General features: G+C 35.3%; 17 protein-coding genes and 1 pseudogene. 11 read left to right on the forward strand and 7 right to left on the reverse strand.

Features of this window, described 5'->3' with window-relative positions:
* Positions 1–189: 189 nt before the first annotated feature.
* Positions 190–1,548, reverse strand: coding sequence for a proton extrusion protein PcxA (locus P3F56_RS09825; RefSeq protein ID WP_281153799.1), 1,359 nt, complete (start codon positions 1,546–1,548; stop codon positions 190–192).
* Positions 1,549–1,623: 75 nt separating this feature from the next.
* On the opposite strand from P3F56_RS09825, the gene P3F56_RS09830 reads away from it, so the two are divergent.
* The 3 genes from P3F56_RS09830 to glgB all read left to right on the forward strand — a co-directional run bounded on the left by P3F56_RS09830 (position 1,624) and on the right by glgB (position 8,191).
* On the forward strand, positions 1,624–3,792 hold the full coding sequence (locus P3F56_RS09830; protein WP_281152670.1) for a recombinase family protein: 2,169 nt from the start codon (positions 1,624–1,626) through the stop codon (positions 3,790–3,792).
* Between the two features lie 1,009 nt (positions 3,793–4,801).
* Positions 4,802–5,488, forward strand: coding sequence for a tetratricopeptide repeat protein (locus P3F56_RS09835; RefSeq protein WP_281152671.1), 687 nt, complete (start codon positions 4,802–4,804; stop codon positions 5,486–5,488).
* A 396-nt stretch (positions 5,489–5,884) separates the two neighbouring features.
* A complete protein-coding gene (gene glgB, locus P3F56_RS09840) occupies positions 5,885–8,191 on the forward strand; it encodes a 1,4-alpha-glucan branching enzyme (protein WP_281152672.1) in 2,307 nt (768 codons plus the stop codon).
* Between the two features lie 90 nt (positions 8,192–8,281).
* Here glgB and P3F56_RS09845 read toward each other — a convergent pair whose 3' ends face one another.
* Complete coding sequence (locus P3F56_RS09845; protein ID WP_281152673.1) at positions 8,282–9,064, reverse strand: sulfite exporter TauE/SafE family protein; 783 nt, start codon at positions 9,062–9,064, stop codon at positions 8,282–8,284.
* 127 nt (positions 9,065–9,191) lie between these two features.
* Between P3F56_RS09845 and pdxH the strand changes: the two genes are divergently transcribed.
* Positions 9,192–9,830, forward strand: a complete 639-nt coding sequence (pdxH, locus tag P3F56_RS09850) for a pyridoxamine 5'-phosphate oxidase (protein ID WP_281152674.1) — start codon at positions 9,192–9,194, stop codon at positions 9,828–9,830.
* 199 nt (positions 9,831–10,029) lie between these two features.
* Here the strand turns inward: pdxH and P3F56_RS09855 are convergent, their stop codons facing one another.
* Positions 10,030–11,400 carry a DEAD/DEAH box helicase gene (locus P3F56_RS09855; RefSeq protein ID WP_281152675.1) on the reverse strand — a complete coding sequence of 457 codons (1,371 nt, stop codon included), beginning with the start codon at positions 11,398–11,400 and terminating at the stop codon, positions 10,030–10,032.
* A 132-nt stretch (positions 11,401–11,532) separates the two neighbouring features.
* Here P3F56_RS09855 and rlmD point away from each other — a divergent pair, with 132 nt between their 5' ends.
* Together rlmD and P3F56_RS09865 are read left to right on the forward strand one after the other, a co-directional pair.
* Positions 11,533–12,897, forward strand: a complete 1,365-nt coding sequence (gene rlmD, locus P3F56_RS09860) for a 23S rRNA (uracil(1939)-C(5))-methyltransferase RlmD (RefSeq protein WP_281152676.1) — start codon at positions 11,533–11,535, stop codon at positions 12,895–12,897.
* Positions 12,898–13,379: 482 nt separating this feature from the next.
* Positions 13,380–13,829, forward strand: a complete 450-nt coding sequence (locus tag P3F56_RS09865) for an ATP-binding protein (protein WP_281152677.1) — start codon at positions 13,380–13,382, stop codon at positions 13,827–13,829.
* 19 nt (positions 13,830–13,848) lie between these two features.
* Here the strand turns inward: P3F56_RS09865 and P3F56_RS09870 are convergent, their stop codons facing one another.
* A complete protein-coding gene (locus P3F56_RS09870) occupies positions 13,849–14,136 on the reverse strand; it encodes a DUF6439 family protein (RefSeq protein WP_281152678.1) in 288 nt (95 codons plus the stop codon).
* A gap of 183 nt (positions 14,137–14,319) precedes the next feature.
* Here P3F56_RS09870 and P3F56_RS09875 point away from each other — a divergent pair, with 183 nt between their 5' ends.
* Both P3F56_RS09875 and rnc read left to right on the forward strand, forming a co-directional pair.
* The gene (locus P3F56_RS09875; protein ID WP_281152679.1) at positions 14,320–14,571 is read left to right on the forward strand and encodes a hypothetical protein; all 252 of its coding nucleotides are present in this window, start codon (positions 14,320–14,322) and stop codon (positions 14,569–14,571) included.
* Positions 14,572–14,734: 163 nt separating this feature from the next.
* Positions 14,735–15,430: a ribonuclease III gene (rnc, locus tag P3F56_RS09880; protein WP_281152680.1), complete on the forward strand. Its 696-nt coding sequence runs from the start codon at positions 14,735–14,737 to the stop codon at positions 15,428–15,430.
* Positions 15,431–15,441: 11 nt separating this feature from the next.
* Here rnc and P3F56_RS09885 read toward each other — a convergent pair whose 3' ends face one another.
* Together P3F56_RS09885 and map are read right to left on the reverse strand one after the other, a co-directional pair.
* Positions 15,442–16,326, reverse strand: a complete 885-nt coding sequence (locus P3F56_RS09885) for a carbohydrate ABC transporter permease (protein ID WP_281152681.1) — start codon at positions 16,324–16,326, stop codon at positions 15,442–15,444.
* Between the two features lie 651 nt (positions 16,327–16,977).
* Entirely contained in the window at positions 16,978–17,739 is a 762-nt protein-coding gene (gene map, locus P3F56_RS09890; protein WP_281152682.1) for a type I methionyl aminopeptidase, read from the reverse strand.
* Positions 17,740–18,954: 1,215 nt separating this feature from the next.
* Between map and rpsB the strand changes: the two are divergent.
* The 3 genes and pseudogenes from rpsB to P3F56_RS09905 all read left to right on the forward strand — a co-directional run.
* Positions 18,955–19,755 (forward strand): annotated as a pseudogene (rpsB, locus tag P3F56_RS09895) (30S ribosomal protein S2); the annotation flags it as partial.
* A gap of 638 nt (positions 19,756–20,393) precedes the next feature.
* The gene (gene tsf / locus P3F56_RS09900) at positions 20,394–21,065 is read left to right on the forward strand and encodes a translation elongation factor Ts (RefSeq protein WP_281152683.1); all 672 of its coding nucleotides are present in this window, start codon (positions 20,394–20,396) and stop codon (positions 21,063–21,065) included.
* Positions 21,066–21,329: 264 nt separating this feature from the next.
* Positions 21,330–22,187: a hypothetical protein gene (locus P3F56_RS09905; protein WP_281152684.1), complete on the forward strand. Its 858-nt coding sequence runs from the start codon at positions 21,330–21,332 to the stop codon at positions 22,185–22,187.
* Positions 22,188–22,229: 42 nt separating this feature from the next.
* Here P3F56_RS09905 and P3F56_RS09910 read toward each other — a convergent pair whose 3' ends face one another.
* The gene (locus P3F56_RS09910) at positions 22,230–23,918 is read right to left on the reverse strand and encodes an ABC1 kinase family protein (RefSeq protein ID WP_281152685.1); all 1,689 of its coding nucleotides are present in this window, start codon (positions 23,916–23,918) and stop codon (positions 22,230–22,232) included.
* Positions 23,919–24,833 lie beyond the last annotated feature (915 nt).

Consider the following 24,833-nt stretch of genomic DNA (forward strand, 5'->3'; position numbering starts at 1 on the left):
TCTAACTTATTTTCTTAGAAATTTTCGCCTGTTAATTATATTTTAAGCTCAACTTTAACTGAGTTGCTAGTCAATTTTATTAAAATTGAATTCTATTAGTTTTGCTAGTATAAATATTATATTTTTGGTTGATTTTGATTATTATTTAAGCAACTATATCCTCCAATAAAAGCAGGAAAAAGATTGCCGTTACTCATTCATATTTTTATAAGTCGCCACCGCAGAAGGTGATATACGATTAAGATAACGGAATATCCAATATTTCAAGACCGTATCTAATATCACGGGAAAGGTCGCAATAAATAGAAAATTAAACTCTTGATTTTCTGGGAGTCCAAAATGACGAGAAACTCCTTGTAGAATTACTTCCCATCCGTGGGGAGAGTGAAACCCCACAAACATATCAGTAAAGAGAATAATTAAAAAAGCTTTAGCTGGATCACTTAACCCATAAAGGATCTCATCAAGAAAAGATTTAACCACTTCTATTTCTTTTTTACTAGTGACTATGACTACAAAGAAAGAAACAAAAGAGAAAATATCTGCAAAAATATTGGCAATAGAATCAATTCCATGATGTCGATATTCATCGGTTATTTCTTCGGCTTTATGTTTAATTTCCTCCCTGATTTTTTCGGGTGTAAATTCTGGTCCTAATCCGATTAGCCCTCTAAATCTTAAAGTTTCTTCATAATGCTGTAATTCACTTAATGCTTCTTCCTCTAAATCTCTATTAATGAATATAACTTGTTCATGACTTGTAAAATATCTCTCAACAATAGGTGTTAAGAAAAAAGTTTTAGTTAATTGATGAGTAAGTAAAGGAACAATAATCAACAACAAAATAAACTTAATTGATAAAGCAGTTCGGTAACGAGATTTACGGTATTTAACCAAAACCTCTTCTTCAGTTTCTCCTGATTTAGGATCAATTTCCTGTTTAATTCGGTTGAGTGTATTAATAAAAGATCTCGGAAGTACCCCAGTTTTTTTTGAAGCAGAGGCTAAGTTAGAATTATCATTATTTTTTTTCTGGCTAACGCCAGTATTTTTAAATTCACTTAAGTTTTCATTATTTGTAGAACTTAACTTACTTTGATTTATTTTTTCTCCAGGAGTTATTGTTTCACTCTCAGACTCTATTTTCGGATGAAGATTAGGAGTTTGATAGTGATTTGTTACCTCATCAATAAACTCAAGCTTGTCAAAAATAATAGAAGTATTTGTATCTTGATACTGGTTATCTTGTTGATTTCTTAAATAAGGTTGTTTATCTTGCAGATCGGATATTTTTAAAAAAAAACGACTAGCTTTAAAAAAAGCTAATCCCGTATTTATTTTTTGTAAATAGCCATTAACTTCTGTTTCAAAATAAGTAATAATGCTTGTTCCATAGTTAGAATTTTCGACAGATACTTTTTTTCCTCCAAAATGTTTGTTTTCAATCTCTTTGATTTTCAAAGCAGATTTATAAGCGCTACTTAATGATTTTTCTGGGATTGCTAAGAACCAATCTGAGGTATTTTGAATGAAGGATTTAAGTTTCATGGGAATAGGAACTTGCATTCTTAAAATAAGGAGATTGTATTATGTTATGTTAACAAATTGGATTAAGGAGTCTGTGTGAATAGTAAACCCCTTTGGATTGAAGGAACAACCCGCAGTGGGAAAACAACTTATCTTGCTAAGGAATTTTGTCATTGGCTTAACCAAAAACATGATTCCCTTCAAACAATTTCGGTTCCTGATTTCGTTCCTAAAAATTTAGCGTCTTCACTCTTGGTTTTATCGGCAAACAGTGACAATTCTCGAAAACTTGCCGAAAAACTTTCTTTATCTATTCAGAGTAGCTATCCCATTATCTGTAAAACTCCTTTAGGATTTATCACCAAGGAGGTCACCCTTTTTTGGCCACTTCTATTTGAAGAATTAACCTTGGAAGCTCAATTTCCCCTACTATTGCGTCCAGAAACAGAACAGGAATTAGCTCTCCAGCTATGGCGGTCGCATTTAGAGCCAGCCAAGGTTCAACTAACTAAAACCAGTGAGTCTCGCTTTGTCCGTCAAACCTTAGATTTATTACAGCTTGCAGGGGCTAGTGGTATTCCGATCGAAGATATCCCCTATATTCTAAAACAGGGTTTACTCGAAGACGATCGCTATAATGATTCCTTAAATAACCCGGAACTTTCTTTAGAATCAAATTGGCAATTGAGAGGAAAGTTGATTTTAAAATGGCAGAATTGGTGTTTGGATAAAGGTTTACTTACTTATGGATTAGTTTATACTCTCTATTGGCGATATCTTCTCCCTAACTCCAGGTATCAACAACATTTAATTAATCGCTATCAAGGTGTTTTTGCCGATGATGTTGATGATTATCCAGCGATAACTAAAAATTTATTCGACTTTCTTCTTGACAATGGGGTATTTGGGGTATTTACATATAATTATAATGGACAAGTTCGTCTAGGACTCGACGCTGATCCTCAATATCTATCTAAATTAGCCTCTCGCTGCCGGGTAGAAGTGTTACCCTCACCTTCAAGACTAGTTGCAGACTGTGGAGAATTATTAGTGAAATTAGCCACTGATCCCTCAGAAATCAGTAATTTGCCTGAGTATATTTCATCAATTCAAACTATCTCCCGTGCGGACTTATTACGTAAAACTGCACAATTGATTATTGAAGCGATTAAAGTTAACCGAGTTATTCCCGAAGATATCGCTATTATCGCCCCAGGATTAGACGAAATTGCCCGTTATACTTTAATTTCAATTGTTTCAAACGCCGGAATTCCTATTCAACCCCTAAATGAACAAAGATCTTTAATTAGTTGTTCGATAGTCCGTGCTTTATTATCCTTATTGGGGTTGGTATATCCAGGGTTAGGAAGACTGATTTTGACTGATGATGTAGCCCAAATGTTAACGGTATTGAGTCAACAAATCATAGATGAAACTCAAACTTTAGTTTCGGCGATCGATCCAGTCAGGGCGGGCTTGATTGCAGATTATTGCTACCATATCGATCCGGAATGCCCTAAATTATTATCTATTGAAACTTTTTCTCGTTGGGATCGCCTAGGACATCGTGCTACCGAAGCTTATCAAGCAATTTGTCAATGGATCACCGACAGTAAAACCCTGTTACAAAAGAAACCATTAACCACTCCAGTGACTATCTTAGATCTGGCAATTAAACGCTTTGTGATGATCAGGAGTTACATACCTTACGAGCAAGTTGCAGCATTACGGAAATTGATGGAAACTGCCCAACATTTTTGGGAAGTTGATCGCCGTTTACGTCAACATAATGTCACACCTCCACCACACCGCGAAACCCTGACCAAGTTTATTGAATTGTTGTGTCGGGGAACTATTACAGCCAATCCTCAACCAGTTCGTTATTTAGGTAAAACACCTGGTTTTGTTACATTGGCAACGATTTTTCAGTACCGTTCATTACGTAATTCCCACCGTTGGCAATTTTGGCTAGATGCGTCTTCAATCTTATGGGAAAAAGGGGGGGCATCAGTGTTATTTGGTGCACCTTTATTTGCACGAGAATGGCCAAGAAGAAGGTTAATTCCTGAAGATGAATTCAAAGCCGATAAAGCTCGTCTAGAAAGAATATTAAAGGATTTGTTGGGACGCGTTGAAGAAAAAATTATTTTATGTCATAGCGATCTCAGCGTAAAAGGAACCGAACAAACTGGCCCTTTATTAACTTTGGTTAATAGTTCTTTAGAGTTTGTCGGGGAGTGGTTAGAGAGCGAGGAAAAAATATGAAAGAAGTAGAGAAAGAAATGTCGACTATAGTAATTGTTAGAAGTTAAAAACCTTTTAACTATTTACTTACAATTAAGGATTTCGTAATTAACTAAAATTATCCTGTACTTTCTTAGACCTAAGATAATCAAACGGATAATACTATTAATATATACACGATAATTGATTGCAATGATATAACCTGGAATGATTTAATAGTTTTATAAAATTGCCTCTCAAGAAAATAAGAAATAACTAAAAAAAGCAATAATTAATTCGTGTAAATAAAATAGTCAGAGCAGACCAGCTTATACCAAGATTATTATTCTTTTTATAAAAGTAAAAAATAACTAAATATTGTGAAAATATATTTTTATGTAACTCTTATACAAGAGTTATTGATAATTTTGCTAAAATAAAAAATCTTGATTTTACATCTAAGATACAGAAAATAGTTTCTTATGCTTTAAACATAAAATGTAAAATACACTCTAAATCTACACATAAAATTATACTATAATTTAATATTTATCTTGATACTTTTCTTCCTAAGCTGGTCATGATACTATAAGTGAATGAAGACTAAGGAAAACATCATCTTACATGGTGTAGAATTTCTTGTTTCTCTATTTCCTATTTTCTGTAAACATACAGAATAAACCAAAATTTTAGAAAAAATTTGGAAATTGTTAAAACAGGCTAATGTAGTGTTCAAAAAAGTCTTTTAGCTTAAAAAATATTGGATATTGGCTATTTTAAGCTAGGTATGATAAATTTATAACTAATAACTTCAATGACTATTTATTGAATCTTATTTTATTTTTTTTTAAAAACTGTATAAATATTTATTTATAGACTTATGATATTTATTTAGTAAGGCTTTTAGCTATTATTTATTTTTATTTTTTATGATTGTTCTATAAAAGCTAACTTATTAATTTAAGACAATTATTAGATTGACACAATGTAACTAGTTATCGTAAAAATCGTCGAGTACGGTGAATATTAAAATAGATAAAGAGAGTAAATCATGGAAATTAATACAATTTACAACTCTAATTCAAGAAGATCTGAACTACCAATACAAACTGAAGGGAATCATTGGCGTTCTATAATTCTAGGTTGTTCAATAGAGCATCAGAAAATCTCAGACCAAGGGTTACGGACGTATATCAGAGAAAAAGCTAAACAAGAAGACTATCGAGGAGCTATTGCTCTGCTTAACCAATTGATTAACCGTCATCCTAATAGTGCTATAGACTACAATAACCGAGGGTTAATGTACTGTAAACAAGGGAACTGTCTCAGGGCCATGGAAGACTTTGAAAAAGCTATTATCCTTAACCCCTACCTCGACAAAGCCTATAATAATCGAGGTAACTGTCATGCTAATTTAGGTAATTTAGTTAAGGCGTTAGAAGACTACGAAATATCCTTAGACTTAAACCCTTATAATCAAAGAGCGTGGATTAACAAAGGAATTACCTTGCGAGAATTGGAATGGCACGATCTGGCCTTGGAAACCTTTGATTTTTCCTTAGTGATTGGAAAACCCCTTAAAGGAAGAATTTATGGGGAAAGGGGATATACGTACTATCTCCGTGGAGATTGGAATTGTGCAACCGCAGACTATTGCCGCGCTTTATCAGAATTATTGACCGGTGATCCCTACATTAGTAAAGTTCAACGGCGGTTATCAGAACTCCTCAACTTTTAAGGTACCGATTACTTTAGAGCGGTTGCTTACCGTTATACTTAGACTAATCACTTAAATAACATATACAAAAAAATATACGAATTTCGCTAAACAATGTTAGAAGACGTCCGAAAACTAGGTTTGATCGGACGACGGAGGAAGCTCCACCTCTAGCTAACTACTGTGAAAGTAGAGATAGTTAAGCGGTCTGAATAGGTCAGTGATACCTAGATGCGAATTCGGAACAATTCACTCAAGAAGGAGTATATTAAACCGTCCTACAGACCTTTACCTATCAGGGCAAACTGCATCAGTATAACTAGGGCTAGTATGCTTTTTTTTCAGCTAATTGTAAAGTAAGTAGTAAGATTCACTAGGGCAGTTTTGCCTTCGGAGTTTGTTAAGATTGGTAACTCAATGATCCCAACTATTTCCCCTGATCAAGTTAATCAAATTGTCTACAACCTACACCATGATCCCTTTGAGGTGTTGGGTTGCCATCCTCTCAGTAGCGATAGCTCTTCTCCTCGATGGGTTGTCCGCGCCTATCTACCAAACGCTCAAGCCGCTTGGATAGTATATCCTACTGAACGCCAAGAATATGAGATGGAAGCGGTTCATCATCCTAACTTTTTTGAGTGCATTATTGAAACTTCCCAATTAAACAATTATCAATTGCGGGTAAAAGAAGGAGAAAACGAGCGTATTATATATGATCCTTATGGTTTCTGTTCTCCTAAATTAACCGAATTTGATTTACATTTGTTTGCTGAAGGAAACCACCACCGCATTTACGAAAAATTAGGGGCACATTTAGCGGAAGTTAACGGGGTAAAGGGAGTTTATTTTGCCTTGTGGGCTCCCAATGCTCGTAATGTTTCTATTTTGGCAGATTTTAACCAATGGGATGGCCGTCAACACCAAATGCGTAAACGCCTTAATAATGTTTGGGAATTGTTTATTCCCGGAATTGGTGTGGGAGTACACTATAAATATGAAGTTAAAAACTGGGAAGGCCATATTTATGAAAAATCTGATCCCTATGGTTTTTTTCAGGAAGTTCGTCCAAAAACTGCCTCTATTGTTGCCGATCTCGAAAGCTATCAATGGCAAGATGCTGACTGGATGGAAAATCGCCGCAATCAAGATCCCCTTAGTCAACCAATTTCAGTATATGAGGTTCATTTAGGTTCATGGTTACACGCTTCTTTGGAAGAAAAGACTTCTGTCCTTAATGGAGAATTAGACCCTGTCCAAGTCTCAGAATGGAATACAGGGGCGCGTTTTCTTAGCTATTATGAGTTTGCAGATAAGCTAATTGCCTATGTTAAGGAATTGGGGTATACCCATATTGAATTATTACCCATTGCTGAACATCCGTTTGATGGTTCTTGGGGGTATCAAGTCACCGGATACTATGCTCCCACCTCGCGTTATGGCCGTCCCGAAGATTTCATGTATTTCGTAGACAAGTGTCATGAAAATGGCATTGGTGTCATTGTAGACTGGGTTCCGGGTCATTTTCCTAAAGATGGTCATGGGTTAGCTTTTTTTGATGGCACTCACCTATATGAACATGCTGATTCTCGTGAAGGAGAACATAAAGAGTGGGGGACTCTCGTCTTTAACTATGGCCGTAACGAAGTTCGTAACTTTTTAGTGGCTAATGTTCTGTTTTGGTTCGATAAGTATCATGTTGATGGCATTCGAGTAGACGCGGTTGCCTCTATGCTTTACCGTGATTATCTAAGAAAGGACGGGGAATGGATAGCCAACGAATATGGAGGACGGGAAAACTTAGAAGCCGCTGATTTCTTGCGACAAGTCAACAGTGTTCTTTATAGCTATTTTCCAGGGGTATTATCTATTGCTGAAGAGTCTACCTCTTGGCCAATGGTTTCTTGGCCTACTTATGTTGGGGGACTAGGGTTTAACCTCAAGTGGAATATGGGGTGGATGCATGATATGCTCGATTACTTTGGGATAGACCCTTGGTTCCGCCAATTTCACCAAAATAATATCACTTTTAGTATGTGGTATCACCACAGTGAAAACTATATGCTGGCGTTGTCCCACGATGAAGTGGTACATGGCAAAAGCAATATGATAGGAAAAATGCCAGGGGATGAATGGCAAAAATATGCTAACGTACGCGCATTATTTAGCTATATGTTCACCCATCCTGGGAAAAAGACCATGTTTATGAGCATGGAATTTGGCCAGTGGAGTGAGTGGAATGTTTGGGAAGATTTAGAATGGCATCTGTTGGAATATAACCCCCACCGACAGCTTAAACGGTTTTTTGCTGAACTGAATGCCCTTTATAAAAGTGAACCCGCCCTTTATGACCGTGATTTTGAAGAAGAAGGGTTTCAGTGGATTGACTGTAGCGATAACCGTCATAGTGTAGTGTCTTTCATTCGATGGAGTAAGAAACCTACAGAGTTTGTGATTGTAGTTTGCAATTTCACCCCTCAACCTCATAGTCATTACCGAATTGGTGTTCCTGAAGAGGGATTTTATACTGAGTTATTTAATAGTGATGCTAGGAAATACGGTGGCAGTAACATGGGGAATTTAGGCGGTAAATGGACTGATAAATGGTCATTCCATAGCCTTCCCTGTTCTCTTGATTTATGTTTACCGCCTTTAGGTACTTTAATTCTGAAGTTAGATCGAACCAAGACTCAAACGATAGTAGAATCTAAGGATTTATCAGGTTAATCATGAATCATCAATAGTAGACCAACAACTAATCTAGGGGTCAACAGTTGTTTATTTCTCCTGATTTTAGAAAGTCGTTTATTCTAAATTTTACGTTCTGCTATAACTTTGCCAAGCTTGCCAAAAAGTATAAACGGCTAAAATGGCCAATAGTCCACAAAAACAAAATTGAACCACTCTATTGGGTAATTTCGGTAGAAGACTGGTACTGATTCGTGAGCCAACTAATCCTCCAGCTCCTAATATAAGTCCAATAGGGAATAAAACATTTCCTTGTGAGGCGTGGCCTATAGTAGCAGATACGGTAGTCATAACAATCACTCCTAAACTAGTCTGAATAGCAATTTTAAGGGTTTCTTCTAGAAATAATATTTGTAGCGGAACTATAATCACTCCCCCACCAATACCGAATAAACCTGCCAGAAATCCGGCGGTTCCTCCAGTTCCTAAACGAGCTATTATCGGAAAGATTTTGGCAGTTTTGGTAGAAGTAGAAGTTGGTCTGGTGGCTAACCGTTGACGTAAATTTCCTAAGAAAACATTAATAATTAGTAAAATCCCTAAACTGGTTAACAACATATAATCAGGAAGTAAATTAGAAATATATACTCCAAATTGAGCTGTAATTAAGGCCGGAGACCCTAAAAGGATGACCCGCTGTAAATCTAAATAACCCATACGCCAATTCTGAAGACTTCCTGATAAAGAGGTAATAACAATAGCTAAACTACTTGTAGCAACAGCCTGTACAGGAATATAACCAAGGGTTACTAATAGAGGAACTAATACAGTTCCTCCCCCAATGCCTAATAGTCCAGCCAAAAAACCCGAAAATAAACCACTAACAATTAAAATTAATAAATTATCTAACATCTGGCGATTTTAGCATTCTGGTATTTTACAATCTCTGGTATTTTACAATTGATTGTAAGCATCAATAGTTATTAGCTGAGTTATTAGTTTAAAATGGACTATCGGCTACCAACATATTCAAAAATTCATGGACATTGGAGCTTTAAGAGAAGAATACACCCATAATGGTTTATCTCGTGAGAACCTTGAAACTGAACCGTTTAAACAATTTGAAACCTGGTTTAAACAGGCTGTTAAAGCTGAACTGCCTGAACCAAACGCCATGAGTTTAGCAACTGCTTCAGCTAAAGGTGAACCATCATTAAGAACCGTTCTTTTAAAATACTTTGATTCTCAAGGGTTTGTTTTTTTTACGAATTATGAAAGCAATAAAGCTAAACAGATAGAAATAAATTCCTCTGTCGCTCTCTTATTTCTTTGGCTTCCTCTGGAACGTCAGGTCAAAATAAAAGGAAAAGCCGCTAAAGTTTCAACGGCAGAATCTCTTAAGTACTTTGTCACTCGGCCAAGAGGAAGCCAACTAGGTGCTTGGTCTTCTTCTCAGAGTTCTGTTATCTCTTCTAGACAACTTTTAGAAATTAAATTTAATGAGATACAGCGTAAGTTTGCTCAAGGAGAAGTACCTCTTCCTTCATTTTGGGGTGGCTATCGAATTGTTCCTCATTATTTTGAGTTTTGGCAGGGTAGACCTAATCGATTACATGATCGCTTTTGTTACAATTTGCAGGATAATAAAACTTGGGAGATTGACCGCTTAGCTCCTTAAAGTTTTACTTCTTATAAAGAGAATTGTTAAAATTAACTGATTTAATTAGAAAAAACTCAAAAATTCTAGTCTAGATAGAATTTATACTCTGCGGTTTCATACTTTAAATTAAAAGCGATATTATTAGGAATAATTGTTAGGGAGCAATTCTAGTTTTTAGGTTTTATTTGGAACTTCACTTAGTTAGTTGAGAGATATATTAATTTTCTCCTCGTCGCCGTTGAGATGTTCTTTCCTCACTAGTATCTTCAGCTACGACCTCATATAAAATAGCTAATTTATTTTTGCTGGTTCCTTTTCGTAAAATTCGACCTAATCTTTGAATGTACTCTCGTACGGAACCCGTCCCCGATAAAATAATTGCAATCTTAACTTCAGGAACATCTACACCTTCATTGAGAACATGAGAAGTGACCAAAGTTGTGTAAATTGCCTCTCGAAATCGAGTTAAAATATTGTAACGTTCTTTCACAGGAGTTTGGTGGGTAATGGCGGGGATTAAAAATTCTTGGGAAATTCGATAAACGGTGGCGTTATCTTTAGTAAAAATCAAGATAGATTCTTCGGAATGTTGGCAAATTAAGTCCGTTAATATTCTTAACTTTCCATCGGTTCCTGCTGCGATTTCTTTAGCCTCTCTATGAGCGAACATCGCCCGTCTTCCTGAAGAAGATCTAGCACTTGTTTTAACAAACAAGTGCCAACCATTTAAACTACCCAAAGAAATATTAGACTTTCTTAAAAATTCATTACGAATAATGATTGCTTGTTTATATTTTTCTCTTTCTAATTCGGATAATTTAACTTTAATTTGAACAATTTGATGTTGCGCTAAAGTTTCTCCCGCGAGATCTTTCACCTCTTTGTGATAAACTACCGGACCAATAAGAGTTTCCAAGTCCCGATGACTACCATCAGCCCTTTCTGGCGTTGCTGTTAACCCTAACCGATAGGGTGCAATAGCGTATTCAGCAATAACTCGGAAAAAATCCGTCGGTAAATGATGACATTCATCAAAAATCAGAAAAGCATATTGATTTCCTAAAATTTCCGCGTGAATAGCTGCACTATTGTAAGTAGCGATTAGAATTGGAGTGCGATCACGCGAGCCCCCTCCTAATAACCCCACCTCAACATTAGGAAACACCCCCATGATCTGAGTATACCATTGGTGCATTAAATCCAAGGTAGGAACCAAAATTAAAGTAGTCCTGGGAGTAGACTCTAGAGCTAATTGGGCTAAATAAGTCTTTCCCGCTGCTGTGGGAAGGACAACTACCCCTCGACGGTTATGTTGTTTCCAAGCAGCAAGGGCTTGAAGTTGATGGGGATAGGGAGTTCGTTGGAAACTAGGCTTTAATTCTAATGAAATAAAGGCTTTCGCTTCATCAATAAAGTAAACTTTATCAGCTTGTAGAGTCTTTACCAAAAGGTGATAGTGAATGGCTTGAATACGGAACTTTCCGATGCGAACATCCCAAGTTGCCAATTTGATCCAAGCTTTTCCCTTGGGGGGAGGATGAAGAATTAGAGTTCCGCGATCATATTTGAGTTTTGGGGGACAAGACATTTTTTGAAAGAGGAGATGAGATTTTCAAGATGAAATGGTTAGGAATAATCGAACACTTTTTCCAAGGGTGAGAGAGGACAAGCTAAAATGAAATTATTCTAAATTTTAGCGAAGATTAAACGCTTCATTGCCATGACCCAAGGCTACCAACAAGGAAGTCTCATTGAACTAGAAATTACCGATCTTAGTAACAGTGGTGATGGCGTTGGACATTTTGAAGGACGTGCTATTTTTGTTGCTGATACAGTAACGGGTGATCACGTCTCAGTCCGATTAGTTCACCTCAAAAAACAATATGCCTACGGAAAATTACAGAAACTTCTCTCTCCTTCCCCACATCGTCTTCGTCCCTCTTGTATCGTGGCTGATAAGTGTGGAGGTTGTCAATGGCAGCATATCGATGAGAATTACCAACGCATCGTTAAACAGAACCACGTCATCAAATCTCTAGAACATATTGGTAGGTTTGAAAATCCTCCTGTTGCCCCTATTTTGGCACAGAAAACGGTGCTGGGCTATCGTAATAAAGTCACCTATTCCCTGGGACGTTCAGCCGCAGGCAACGTTCAAGGAGGCTACTTTCGCAGAAATAGTCATCAAATCATTAATCTTAACCAATGCCCTATCCAAGATTCTCGCCTTAACCCTCTCCTCGCCGAGGTAAAAAAAGATATTCAAGAACAAGGGTGGTCTATTTATGATGAAAAACGTCATCAGGGAAGACTGCGCCATCTTTCTCTAAGGATAGGACGGCACACCGGAGAAGTACTTTTGACATTGGTTAGTACAGAAAAAAAACTGCAAAATGTTGATACACAGGCACAGATATGGTTAAAAAAGTATCCCGATTTAGTAGGAGTTTCCCTGAATCATAACCCTCATCGGGGCAATGTCATTTCCGGACAAGAAACTATAACTATTGCTGGTCGTTCCTATTTACGGGAAATCTTTGTAGGACTGGAACTACACTTAGGGTCTGATACATTTTTTCAGGTCAATACCGAAGCGGCCGAAAACCTGATAAACAAAATTATTGAGCAACTTGATCTAACTGGAACAGAACAGTTAGTCGATGCTTACTGCGGCATCGGGACTTTTACCTTACCTTTAGCTAAACAGGTACAACAAGTTATTGGTCTAGAAGTTAATTCCAATTCGGTTACCCAGGCGCGGAAAAATGCCCGGCTTAATGATATCAACAATGTTTCGTTTTTGGTGGGAACTGTCGAAAGTTTATTACCTCAACTATCATTCTCACCTGATATTGTAATTCTTGATCCTCCTCGTAAAGGCTGCGATCAATCAGTCATCGAAACTCTTAGAAACGTTCGACCATCTTATATCGTCTATATTAGCTGTCAACCACCAACTCTAGCACGAGATCTCCAAAAATTATGTCAGGGAAAAGCTTATGAGTTAATTTGGGTACAACCGAGTGATTTTTTCCCACAGACTGTCCACATTGAATGTGCAGCCTTGTTAAGACTCAATTCTTAAGTATGCTATGATAATACTAGCTTTAACTTATGAAAGTATTTTTAGCTATTTTTCCATGGTAGTTCGTAGTTTTAGCCTATTTTTTTATAGTCTTCAATTTTAGGAGAATCTAATTTTTTATTACTTGTCATTTATTTAGTAGCCTTATTAAATCAATTTATTTTAGACAACCATGAACTAAGAGTTTATTATAGTAGTGGAAGCGGTTCATTTTTTAATGGCTTTTCCAAAAAGTATTTTATTAATTAACATTACGATCTGACTATAGTGATGGTAGTCCCTAAAATTAGGGTTGATTAATTTTTTTCTAATTCTCAACTATGACTTATATAAATTACATCTTGATATATGAATTAGATTTTTGTAAAAGCTTGACGTGGCATTTGCCAAAACTGACTCTAGCTAAGACTTGATAAATATGACACAAACAAGCATTTCAAACAGATGAGATCCTTAAAAGATTAACAACTGAGGTAAAACGCGTGATTTCTATTTCACTGCCTCCGACAAAGAAAAGCTGGACAACAATGAGCTTTACATCTACTCTTTATTTATGTCCAGTGCTTGACTTGTTATTAACTAATATCCCTATCTATTTAAGACCAGAAATTAGGTTGGGTTTACAAGAAGCATTAGTTAATGCTGCTAAACATGGCAATAAATTAGATCCCAGTAAATCAATTGTAGTCAACTTTTCGGTCACTGAAGAAGGTTATTCCTGGGTAATTTCAGACGAAGGACTAGGGTTTACCCGTGGGTGCAATTGTCACAACCTAACATCCCAACATCTACCGCCCGAAGAAGCTGAACATGGAAGAGGTTTATGTCTGCTCCACGAAATTTTTGATCAAGTTTACTGGGATCAAGATGGAACTCGCGTTAAATTATGTAAGCAAGTGATTAAAAAAACAACTAAACCCTTGCTGACTTAGATAGTTGGAGCTTTCCAGGTCAAGTTCTAGTTGAAGTCCCATGACCTGGACAAGGAAAAGCAGAAATAGAACGGTCTAACCAGCCAACTGCTTGATTCAAATGGTCTAGGGCTTCTTGTGATTGATCTTTGATTAAAAAAACCAGTGCGGAGGCTATTTGTTGCTGAGCCTGTGCCTTACGGTCATTTTTTAGACGATGCCAATCATTGGGTGTAATGGCAAGTTGTTCAGCTAATGCCTGGGCAAGTTCTATAGAACTGATAGTTCGAGCTTGTCCAGAGTTATAAACCTGAGTGATTTGAGACATAGGAAGTCTAGGGTTTAGAATTAGAATGCATAGAACTATTGCGTGGTCGGTCAGCAAAAACACAAGTCAACCAGGTTGCCTGTTAAACCAAGGTTTTAGCTGTTTACCTAACTTTAATTGGTCAATCCCGACGGCGCGACTGCTATGCCTTATTCTTTAGTGTAACCAATAATTGTCTCTAGTATGCCTTTAGCTAAGTTAAAACAGCCAGAAGATGAGTATGATAATTTTGAATTGTTTGAAGCGGTTCTCAAGAACACACAGTTATCTCTCATAGAACTCAAAGAAAGCTGCCAACGAATTTGCCCAGTAAAAATTCAACAATACTTTGTAGGAAATTCCTTTTCAAGAAAACCTTTTCTTCATTTATTTAGACAAACAATTGAAAAGTCTACAAGAGGAATTAAAAGAATTATCGCTTATCTTAAAAAGTAGACTGTCTTCTAAAAAAGAAAATCAAGCATTAATTTTTTTTAGAAAGTCTTATTTGTTAAAATTTTGGAAAATTTGGGCAATTTATCTATTCTAGTGGTGTTAGAGTTATTTTAGGATGGTTATTAAAAACTTGGGTTAGTTAGTTAATAGTTTACAGTTAATTATGACTATATTTCTTCGGTTTAAAAATCAAGCGTTGTTAGACTGTGCGTTAACCCACCGCTCTTACGTTAACGAACATCGTGACGTTACAGAGCATAATGAACGTTTAGAATTTTTGGGTGATGCAGTATTACAATTTGTCGTAAGTGAAGAACTCTATCGACGCCATCCTGAATTAAACGAAGCACAATTGACTCGTTTGCGGTCAAAATTAGTTGATGAACCTCAATTAGCTCAATTTGCAAAGGTCTTAGACTTAGGAGAATTTATGTATCTTGGACAAGGGGCGATCAAAGATGGGGGACAGAAGAATCCCGCTTTATTGAGTGATACCTTTGAAGCTATTATAGGGGCATATTTTCTCGATGCAGGAATAGAAGCGGTACAGAGGTTTGTGCGATCACTTTTTAAAGATGCAATTGATACTCTAATAATCCCTGAGTCAAAAAAAGTTTCTAGTAAAATTATTGATGTCAAGAATCGTCTTCAAGAATGGGCATTAGCTAACTATAAAAAAGTCCCTAAATACTTTTTAATTGAGGAATTAGGTCCTGATCATGCAAAAGAGTTTATTTTCGGTGTACAGATTAATAAACAACTATTAGGGACGGGAAAAGGTCGCCGTAAACAGGAGGCGACTAAAGCCGCCGCCCAAGATGCTTTAAATAAATTATCAATTTTTGATGAGTTAAGATGAATTATTAATTTTTACAAAGTAGAATTTTGAGAGATTTTCAAATTAATAATAGAAAGTATAAGAATTACCAAAAATAAGATTAATCCCATAGTACAAGCATAATTAATCTCTAAATCTTGAAAAGCTTTTTCATACAAATAATAAACAACAGTTTTAGTACTATTTATAGGGCCTCCTTGGGTCATAATATAAATTTCTTCAAATACTTTAGTCGCCGCAATAGCCGAAATGACCCCAACTAATAGTAAATAAGGACGCATTAAAGGAATAGTTATATCCCAGTGTTTACGCAAACTATCTGACCCATCGATAGCAGCAGCTTCATATAACTCATTAGGAATTGATTGTAGTCCGGCTAGATAAATAACCATGTAATAACCTAGTCCTTTCCAGATAGTAACTGCCATGACGCTAAAAATAGCAATTTGGGGACTTGTCAACCAGGAGATTCCTTCAGAAAATCCAAATTCTTTGAGAAATTGATTAAGCAATCCCTTAGAAAGATAAAGGGCTTTCCAAGCAATACCAGCTACTACCATAGAGATAACAACAGGAGTATAAAAAGCAACCCGAAATAAACTAATTCCTCGTATTCTTTTATTAACTAATATTGCCAATCCTAGAGGGACAGTTACTAAAACAGGAACAACGACTATTAAGTACAAAAAAGTGTTGTAGAGAGTTTTCCAATACACAGGATCCTTAGCCAAATGTTGAAAATTTTCTAACCCGATCCACTTTGGTGCTTGGGTGATATCATAGTCGTACTGGGTAAAACTCAAGCTAAAAGCTTGCAATGCTGGAAAAAGAACAGTCATTACCAACACTAAAATAGCTGGAAATAAAAATAAATAGGGAGTAATTCTAGACATAATTTTTAATTTGCTTGTTAGCATTAATTATGCTCTTATCTATCAGGTAACTTATATAGCTAATTAAGAAACCGACTGATGTAACGTCAATCAATTCCCCGCAGGGTCGTAAGCCTAGATTTTCCTGCCGTGAGAAGTAATAGTAATGGTAATAGAATTGGATAGCCTAGCCCTCAATGAATTCAAACAGGTAATCGCATTTTCTAAATTTTCTATATTCTAAATGGAAACTCATACTACCACTGACAGAGCTGATAAACTTTTCTTGATGACTTAATTTAGGATAAAAAATTCCTAATCGTAATCTAGATAGCTAAAATTCAGCATAACGTTTGGGAAAATGAAAGTTAGGAGATTAGCCCGAAAGTTGCTGCTAAAATCTAACTGTCGTACCAAAAATTACAGTAGCTATAGTAATAAATGCCGTCTGATAATTTAAACAAAGATCTTGCACTAACACAAAAATTATTCCTGCTCCATTTACTATACTCGACTAATAACTAATAAAAAACTCAAGCCTTGTTTGTATACTTTTCAGAGTCTAAATTAATAATTTGAGATAGTTTAGCATAACTTATCCCGTAGCACAAAAAAAATAATAAAAAATGTAAAGGAAATTAATTTAAAACAGTACTAGCTAATTTTAAATAGAGCACAAAATCCTAAGTAAAATTATTAAGTAGGTAAAGTTAAAATTTCTACCCCTGTTTCTGTTACCGCTAGAGTATGTTCAAATTGGGCTGAAAGTTTGCCGTCTTTCGTAATTGCTGTCCAGCCATCGTCTAACATCACTGCCTCCCAAGTTCCCTCATTAATCATGGGTTCAATCGTAAATACCATCCCCGGACGGATGCGTTTTCCTTTCCCCCGTTGTCCAAAATGTGGAATTTGGGGAGGTGTATGGAAAATATTGCTAACCCCATGACCAACAAAATCTCTAACTACTGAAAAACCGTAAGATTCGGCGTATTCTTGAATTGCAGCCCCAATATCCCCAATTTTAGCTCCAGGCTTCACCGCAGCAATGCCCCTTCTTAAACATTCTTCTGTAACTTCTACTAATTGTCGAGCTTTTGAGGAAGGGGTTCCGACAAAAAAAGTACGGGATGTATCACCATGATAACCATCAAGAATAGGTGTAACATCAATGTTAATAATGTCTCCTTCTTTAAGAATTTGCCTAGCATTAGGAATACCATGACAAATCACCTCGTTGATACTAGTACAAATTGATTTAGGAAAGCCATGATAACCTAGGGGCGCGCTGGTAGCACTGTGCAATTGAGTCCAGCGTTCGGCCTCGTCATTTAAGTACAAGGTACTTACGCCTGACTTTACCATTGGGGCTAGATAATCCAATAACTGGGCTGCTAAACGTCCAGCCCGTCGCATTTTTTCTATTTCTCGTTTTGATAATAGGGTGATTGTTTCTCCCATCAGTTCTATCAGTAATTATAATGTATAGACTTTGATACTAACATCTTTTTGAACAAAGGACATTAATTTAAAAATAAAAAAATGGATTTGAGGCATATTTATTATTACTTGCTCTACACTACAAAATTAATTCTCTTAGATTAAGAATAATTAGAGGCATGGGGGTAGGAATTATTTAACATTTTTTTTTACATTGATAAGAAGATGATATTTATTCTGGGAACAAACAACGAGGAAAAAATTAAAGTATTTTTAGTTTAAAATTTTTCCAGAATATCTAAATATTTTTAATCCATTAAAGAAGTTATTTTTCCATGATTATCAATTCTAGTTCCGTATTTACTATTAATTTATCATAGTTTAGGAGGTTTATAATCATGGCATTTATATCTAATTCTATATAAAAATATGCCAAGTATATTGATATTTAGTGGTTACAGGGACTTAATATTTATGTGTTTTAAAATAGAGAAAATATTCATTTTTTTCTATAAGTAAAGATAATTTTTTACAAAAAAAATTAAAAATATTTGTAAAAAAATGAATATAAAAAATAATTAATTTACATCTTACATAAAAATTTAAAAAATAGTAACTATCTTAAATTAAGAGGTATATAAAAATCGTGGATACTCCATTTTGCAACAATTAACTATTATTGAGTGTCTACAAATAAGCTACTTGTTTAAATCCTAATTAAACAACAAAAGAAAATAACTATATCTATAATTTTTACTAATTTATGGTCTAGGAACTAATTTAATAGGAGGGGGATGATATCAGATCTAACTGAGGAAATTGCTGAAGGTATGTTTGAAGATAAATTTAATTTAGTAAAAATAAGAAAAACAAGGTATTACTCAAAAGAGTTGCCCTGAGAAATACCAATTAAATTAATATAAATTGAGCTCTAATTGCTTAGCTTGAATATAAAGATACAAAATAATTAGCTTTCTTGAATATTTATTTAGAGTTACTTTTTCATTTTAATAAATAAAATTTAATTCCCTACTGATCTCGCGATCACCACCATTATTTAGTCTGTAACTTTACTAAAGTTAAGACTTAACATTTTTTGAAAGTACACTCAAAATTTTAGAGACTAAATGTGATATAGTTAAAATGCAGTCAACATATCGCACATTCAGGACTTCGGGTGTTTCTTGTGAGAAATCCATCTGAATGGAGGATAAACCCGAATAGGAGAAAATTAAAATGTCAGTTGTTTCCCTTGCAGAATTGCTAGAGTCTGGAGTTCACTTCGGTCATCAGACCCGCCGCTGGAACCCAAAAATGGACCCCTATATTTACACAGCTCGTAATGGGGTTCATATTATAGATTTAGTACAAACCGCCCAATTAATGGAAGATGCTTACGAATATGTACGCGTCTCTTCAAGTAAAGGGAAGCGGTTTCTTTTTGTGGGGACTAAACGTCAAGCAGCTGGGATTATTGCTCAAGAAGCCTCTCGTTGTGGAGCAAATTACGTTAACCAACGTTGGTTAGGAGGAATGCTCACCAACTGGGAAACCATTAAAACCAGAGTTGAACGCCTCAAAGAATTAGAGTCTATGGAAACTAGTGGAAACCTAGCTCGCCGTCCCAAGAAAGAAGGATCGATGTTACGACGAGAACTAGGAAAACTCGATAAGTACCTGGGTGGGATTAAAACCATGCGCAAGCCTCCCGATGTGGTAGTTATTGTCGATCAGCGACGGGAATACAATGCCATTTCTGAGTGCCAAAAACTAGGAATTCCCATTATCTCTCTTCTAGATACTAACTGTGATCCTGACTTCGCTGATATTCCTATTCCAGCTAACGACGATGCTATTCGTTCAATTAAGCTGATTCTGGGTAAATTAGCTGATGCTATTTACGAAGGTCGTCATGGCGAACTTGACTCTCAAGTGGATTACGAAGAGTTTGAAGAAAACCTCGAAGGAGATGATTATGAGGACTATTATGATTATAAGGAAGAAGAGGATGAGACAGAAAGTTTAGACTCACAGGAAATCATTAAGGAAGAAGAGGATGAGACAGAAAGTCTAGACTCACAGGAAATCATTAAGGAAGAAGAGGATGAGACAGAAAGTCTAGACTCACAGGAAATCATTAAGGAAGAAGAGGATGAGACAGAAAGTCTAGACTCACAGGAAATCATTAAGGAAGAAGAGGATGAGACAGAAAGTCTAGACTCACAGGAAATCATTAACGACAAAACGAATCATGAAGAAACTAATCATGAAGAGGAGTAAATTCGCCTCATTTTAGGTGGTCTAAGTTAACGAGATGTCTTTGTAATGTCTAGAGATCTTCCACCCTTCTGGTTAAATAAAATAACCACGACTAAGTTTCCTTATCATTGAAGGGGAACTGTAGAGTATAACTTGTGATAGGATTCTAAGATGAATCGAAAAACACCTACTGAGGGTCACTCAACAAGTTAAGCCTAACACTCAAGCCAACAGGGTAATTTTGGAAAGATGATCAGGAAAACCTAATAAGCCTGGAAATCCCTTCTGTCGAAACACTAATTTCGATAGAAGGGATGTGGCAGAAGTGATGTTGCTGAGAATCTAAGACGGCAACTACAGTTTAATCTTAGCGGTTCAAGTCATTATAGTTAAAGCATTAGGAACATAAAGTTAACATGGCGGAAATCTCAGCAAAACAGGTTAAAGAGCTTCGAGAAAAAACGGGTGCTGGCATGATGGATTGCAAAAAAGCACTCCGAGAAAACCGAGGCGATATGACTAAAGCTATAGAATGGCTACGGCAAAAAGGGATCACCTCAGCCGAGAAAAAATCTGGACGACAAACGGCAGAAGGATTGGTAGAAAGTTATATTCATACAGGAGGCCGCATTGGAGTTCTCGTAGAAGTTAACTGCGAAACTGACTTTGTTGCTCGCCGAGATGAATTTAAAAATCTTGTTCGTAATGTGGCTATGCAAATTGCCGCCTGTCCTAATGTAGAGTACATTCAAGGGGCAGATATTCCGGAAGCCGTCATCGCTAAGGAAAAAGAAATTGAGATGGGGCGAGATGATTTAGGCAGTAAACCTGACAACATCAAGGAAAAGATTGTTCAAGGACGGATTGAAAAGCGGATAAAAGAATTATCTTTGATGAATCAACCCTATATTCGCGACCAAAGCATTGATATTGAAGAGTTGATTAAACAAACTATTTCTCAACTAGGAGAAAATATTCAAGTCCGCCGTTTTACTCGCTTTGTTCTTGGAGAAGGGATTGAAAAGCTGGAAACCAATTTTGCCAAAGAAGTAGCGGAACAAACTGGTCAAATAAGTTCTGATCTATAAATTAAGGGAGAAGAGAAAGTGGAAGGAGTTGCCCCTCAGACTGGAACTTCTGTAGAAATAATTGGCTCCGTCAGCCAAGGCTGAAATCCCCTTAAAGATCCTCTGTAAAAAAGGGAAAAAGAAAAATAGTCTTCTTCTTATATAGACTTTTTGTAAAAGGCAAAAGAAAGAGCGATATTGCTAAACTTTTGCCTTTTTAACATTGATCGTAAATCTACTAAGTAAACTGTTAGTTAGAAAGTAATCGAAATCGAACTTAAAATTATGCCCAAATCTCTCCAGCAAATTCGACAGGATCTGACAGTCTTTGAAGAGAAAACTAAGGAACTTGCACTTGAATTAAGTCGACTTTATAGTAACTACTTAGAATCTTTGAGTCAATCAGTTCAACAACAACTAATTTTAGCTTGCTATCATATTTGTACTCAAATTTATCCTGAACAATTTTTAAAATTATCTTTTAGTAAAAGGGAAAAGTTACAAAATAATTTACGTCAATTAGGTCAAGAAATTCAGGACCAACTTTTATTTTATTCAAAACCCCCTTCTTCTGTTCTACAGACTACTGTTACTGAGCAAATAGTATTCCAGTTATCTGAGTTAGAAGAACCTTTATCTAAGATAAATGATTCAGAAGTAGATCCAGAATTTCAAGTTTTAAAAATTGAAAATCCTGAAGAGTTAGTGAACTGGTGTAAGATGATAGAACAGAGAATTAATGATACTTTAGAAAGTCTTTCTAAAAAAACTAATAATTATTTGCAGCAAGCTCAAATTATTCCTCCTAATTTACCTCCTCAGTTATTAGAAATGGCTTTTAAAGCCGAAGAAGGAGAACTGTCTGCAGGGAGAACACCTAACATAATTAATTTGTTGGTGGAGACTAATCGAGAAAAAAAGGAAAAAGGAGAAGAATCTGAATCAGAAATTACTAGATTTTCTGCTATTCAGTTACAATTATCAGAAATCGTCTTTGCTAATGCGACTTTAAGTTTGAAACGGAAGGAGATTCGTAAGTTTTTAGAAAAGTTAAAAAAAATACATCAAAGCTATCGTCAAGCGCAACAGGAATACGCAAAAGTAGAGGCCGAAACTGCCTGGCGTTCAAGTTGGCATGAATAGTTTTTCTACATAAGAAAAATACAAAACAAAAAAGTTAGATAATCAACTTTTTTGATCAAAAGAATTATTGATTTTTTCCTGATTCATCAAAGTAATTATGGAACCCAAAAAAAACAAACCAAATAACCCTGATAATCCAAAACCAATCACAGCCAATTTAAGATATGTGGTGATGACTAACATAAAAGTTGATAACAAAGTAAATCCTGTTAAACAGGCATAAATTAAGCATTTAATCCCTAAATTAATAAGTTTAAGGGTTCTTTTGTTTTCTAGAGAACAAATCCGAAATTGCAGTTCCCCTTGGTCAATTTTTTGGACCAGCCTTTGCATTAATCGATTGGTTGAATTAGGATTTTGCCAGTTTTTTTTGATAAAGTCTTTTGCTTGTTTAGCTGTGGCACTAATAATTATTCCTTGCCCCTTACTTAAGACAATACTTCTAACAAAAGGTTTGCTTGCTGCTAACAAGTTATATTGAGGATCTAGTGCACGAGCAATACCATCGAGAGTAGTCAAAGATTTAATAATAAACGTCATCTGAGGCGGTAAACGAAATGGTTGTTTTTTGAACATTGAATACACTTCATCACCAATCACCTCAAATGCTTTAACGTCTACCGGTTTATCTCGAAAATTTTCCAAGATAAATCCAACAATCCGTTTAATGGAACTCATATCTTTTAATGGTTCAATTAACCCCATATAGACTAAAGTTTCAACGACTTTATCTGTATCTCTTTTTAAGACAGCAAAAAAGGCTTGAATCATTTGTGCTTTAGCCATCAATTTAACTTCTGCCATGGTACCAAAATCATAAAAAATCAACTCTCCTCTTTGACTCACAGCCATATTTCCAGGGTGGGGATCGGATTGAAAAAAGCCATCAATTAATAATTGTTTTAGATAGGAACAAATTCCTAGTTGAATTATACTATCTAAATTAATTCCATTATCCTTTAAAGTGGTACGATCATCTATTTTAATTCCAGGGAGATATTCTAACACTAAGATTCTTTTAGTGGTATATTTCCAATATACTTTAGGAACTTTAATTTGCGAGTAGCATTTGAAGTTTTTTCGAAAACGATCTGCATTTTTTCCTTCGCGAATATAATCTATTTCTTGAAATAAAAGCTCAAAAAACTCTTTGTAAATTGCTTCAAGCTGATATTGTCTAAATTTAGAAAAATAGCGATTAAGTAAACAAATTAAACGATGTAGAATTTCAAAATCTAAATTAAAAATTTTTTCTAATCCAGTTCGTTGAACTTTAACAACAACTTCTTGTCCTGTATACAATTTAGCGCGATGAACTTGTCCTAAACTTGCTGAGGCCAGGGGGATTGACTCAAAGTCCTTAAATAACTTATCAATTGACTTACCTAGTTCAGTTTCTATTACGTTGATTGCCTCATCTGAATTAAAAGGAGGAACTCGATCTTGTAATTGACTCAATTCTTGAATATATTCAAAGGGAATAATATCAACACGGGTAGAAAGGGACTGACCAATTTTAATAAATGTTGGACCTAATTCTAACAAGTTTTTCACCAACCATCTTGCACGTTTGTGTCTACGTTTAGAGGAATTATTTCGAATTAGTTTATCCCATCCTAACCCTAAAAAAAATTTAAAAATAACCCCAAAAATATCCCATTGACGCATCATAGGAGAAAGTTTAGAACGTTGCCAACGCGGCGACTTAGACAATACTCTCTGGGTAAGCATAAAAATCAAAAATAGCTATTAAGTAATAACTTAATCCTACAACAATTATACCGTATTCAAAATTACCTATTAATTCATAAATTATTTTAATTATGTCATTAAGTGATTCTACTACTTCTTTGAAGATAGTCAACCTTAAGTTAATACTAGGAATCGCCGTACAAATACTCAATTGTTATCCGTAAAAAAGCTCAAAAAAGTATAATAAAATTTGACTGTCAAGACGATGACATTTTTTTTAAAAAAAACATATACTAAAATCCTGGAAGATAATTATAGTCTAAGAAGTTTTCATACGGATTTCTTATTTATTTTTTATGGAAACAGAATTATTCAAAATACTCAGTAATACTAGATATCTTGAACATTTTTTCATTAAATTAGTATCTCTTGTAAACTTACAAGAAGTCAAGTCAATAGTTTGACTCTCCGATAGGAGCTTATCAAAGTTGATATATATATTTGAATTTATATTTTTATATATATTTAAGTTTGTATTTTTTTGTTTTTTTAAAAAAATCATCTCTTCAATTAATCTATTGAGAGGAGTTAAAGTCAAAATAAAACCTTAATTTCTCTAATGTCAACATTTTATATTCTAAGTGTAGATTTTTTTGTTTTATCTAGTTTTAGGTTTACCCATTTTCTTTCGATAAAAAATAACTGTTCTTTAAGAACATCATGTATAAATTCTTTGTGACATAGAATCGCGATTACCATTTTAATAAAAGTCAAAAAATTGCGAGTATTATACCTCATAACAACTAATCAATATTATTAGTTGTTTGTTCCATACAAGTTGTTGGCGGGTTGTTATCCACCAAAGTTTAAATATATACTTTTATTTTAAGGACTGCAGATATTCCGACTAAAGAGTAATTAGTAGAATAATCTTTGTTCAGATAAATTATTGGT

Origin of the sequence: cyanobacterium endosymbiont of Epithemia clementina EcSB (assembly GCF_029919255.1) — a bacterium.
Taxonomy (GTDB): domain Bacteria; phylum Cyanobacteriota; class Cyanobacteriia; order Cyanobacteriales; family Microcystaceae; genus Rippkaea.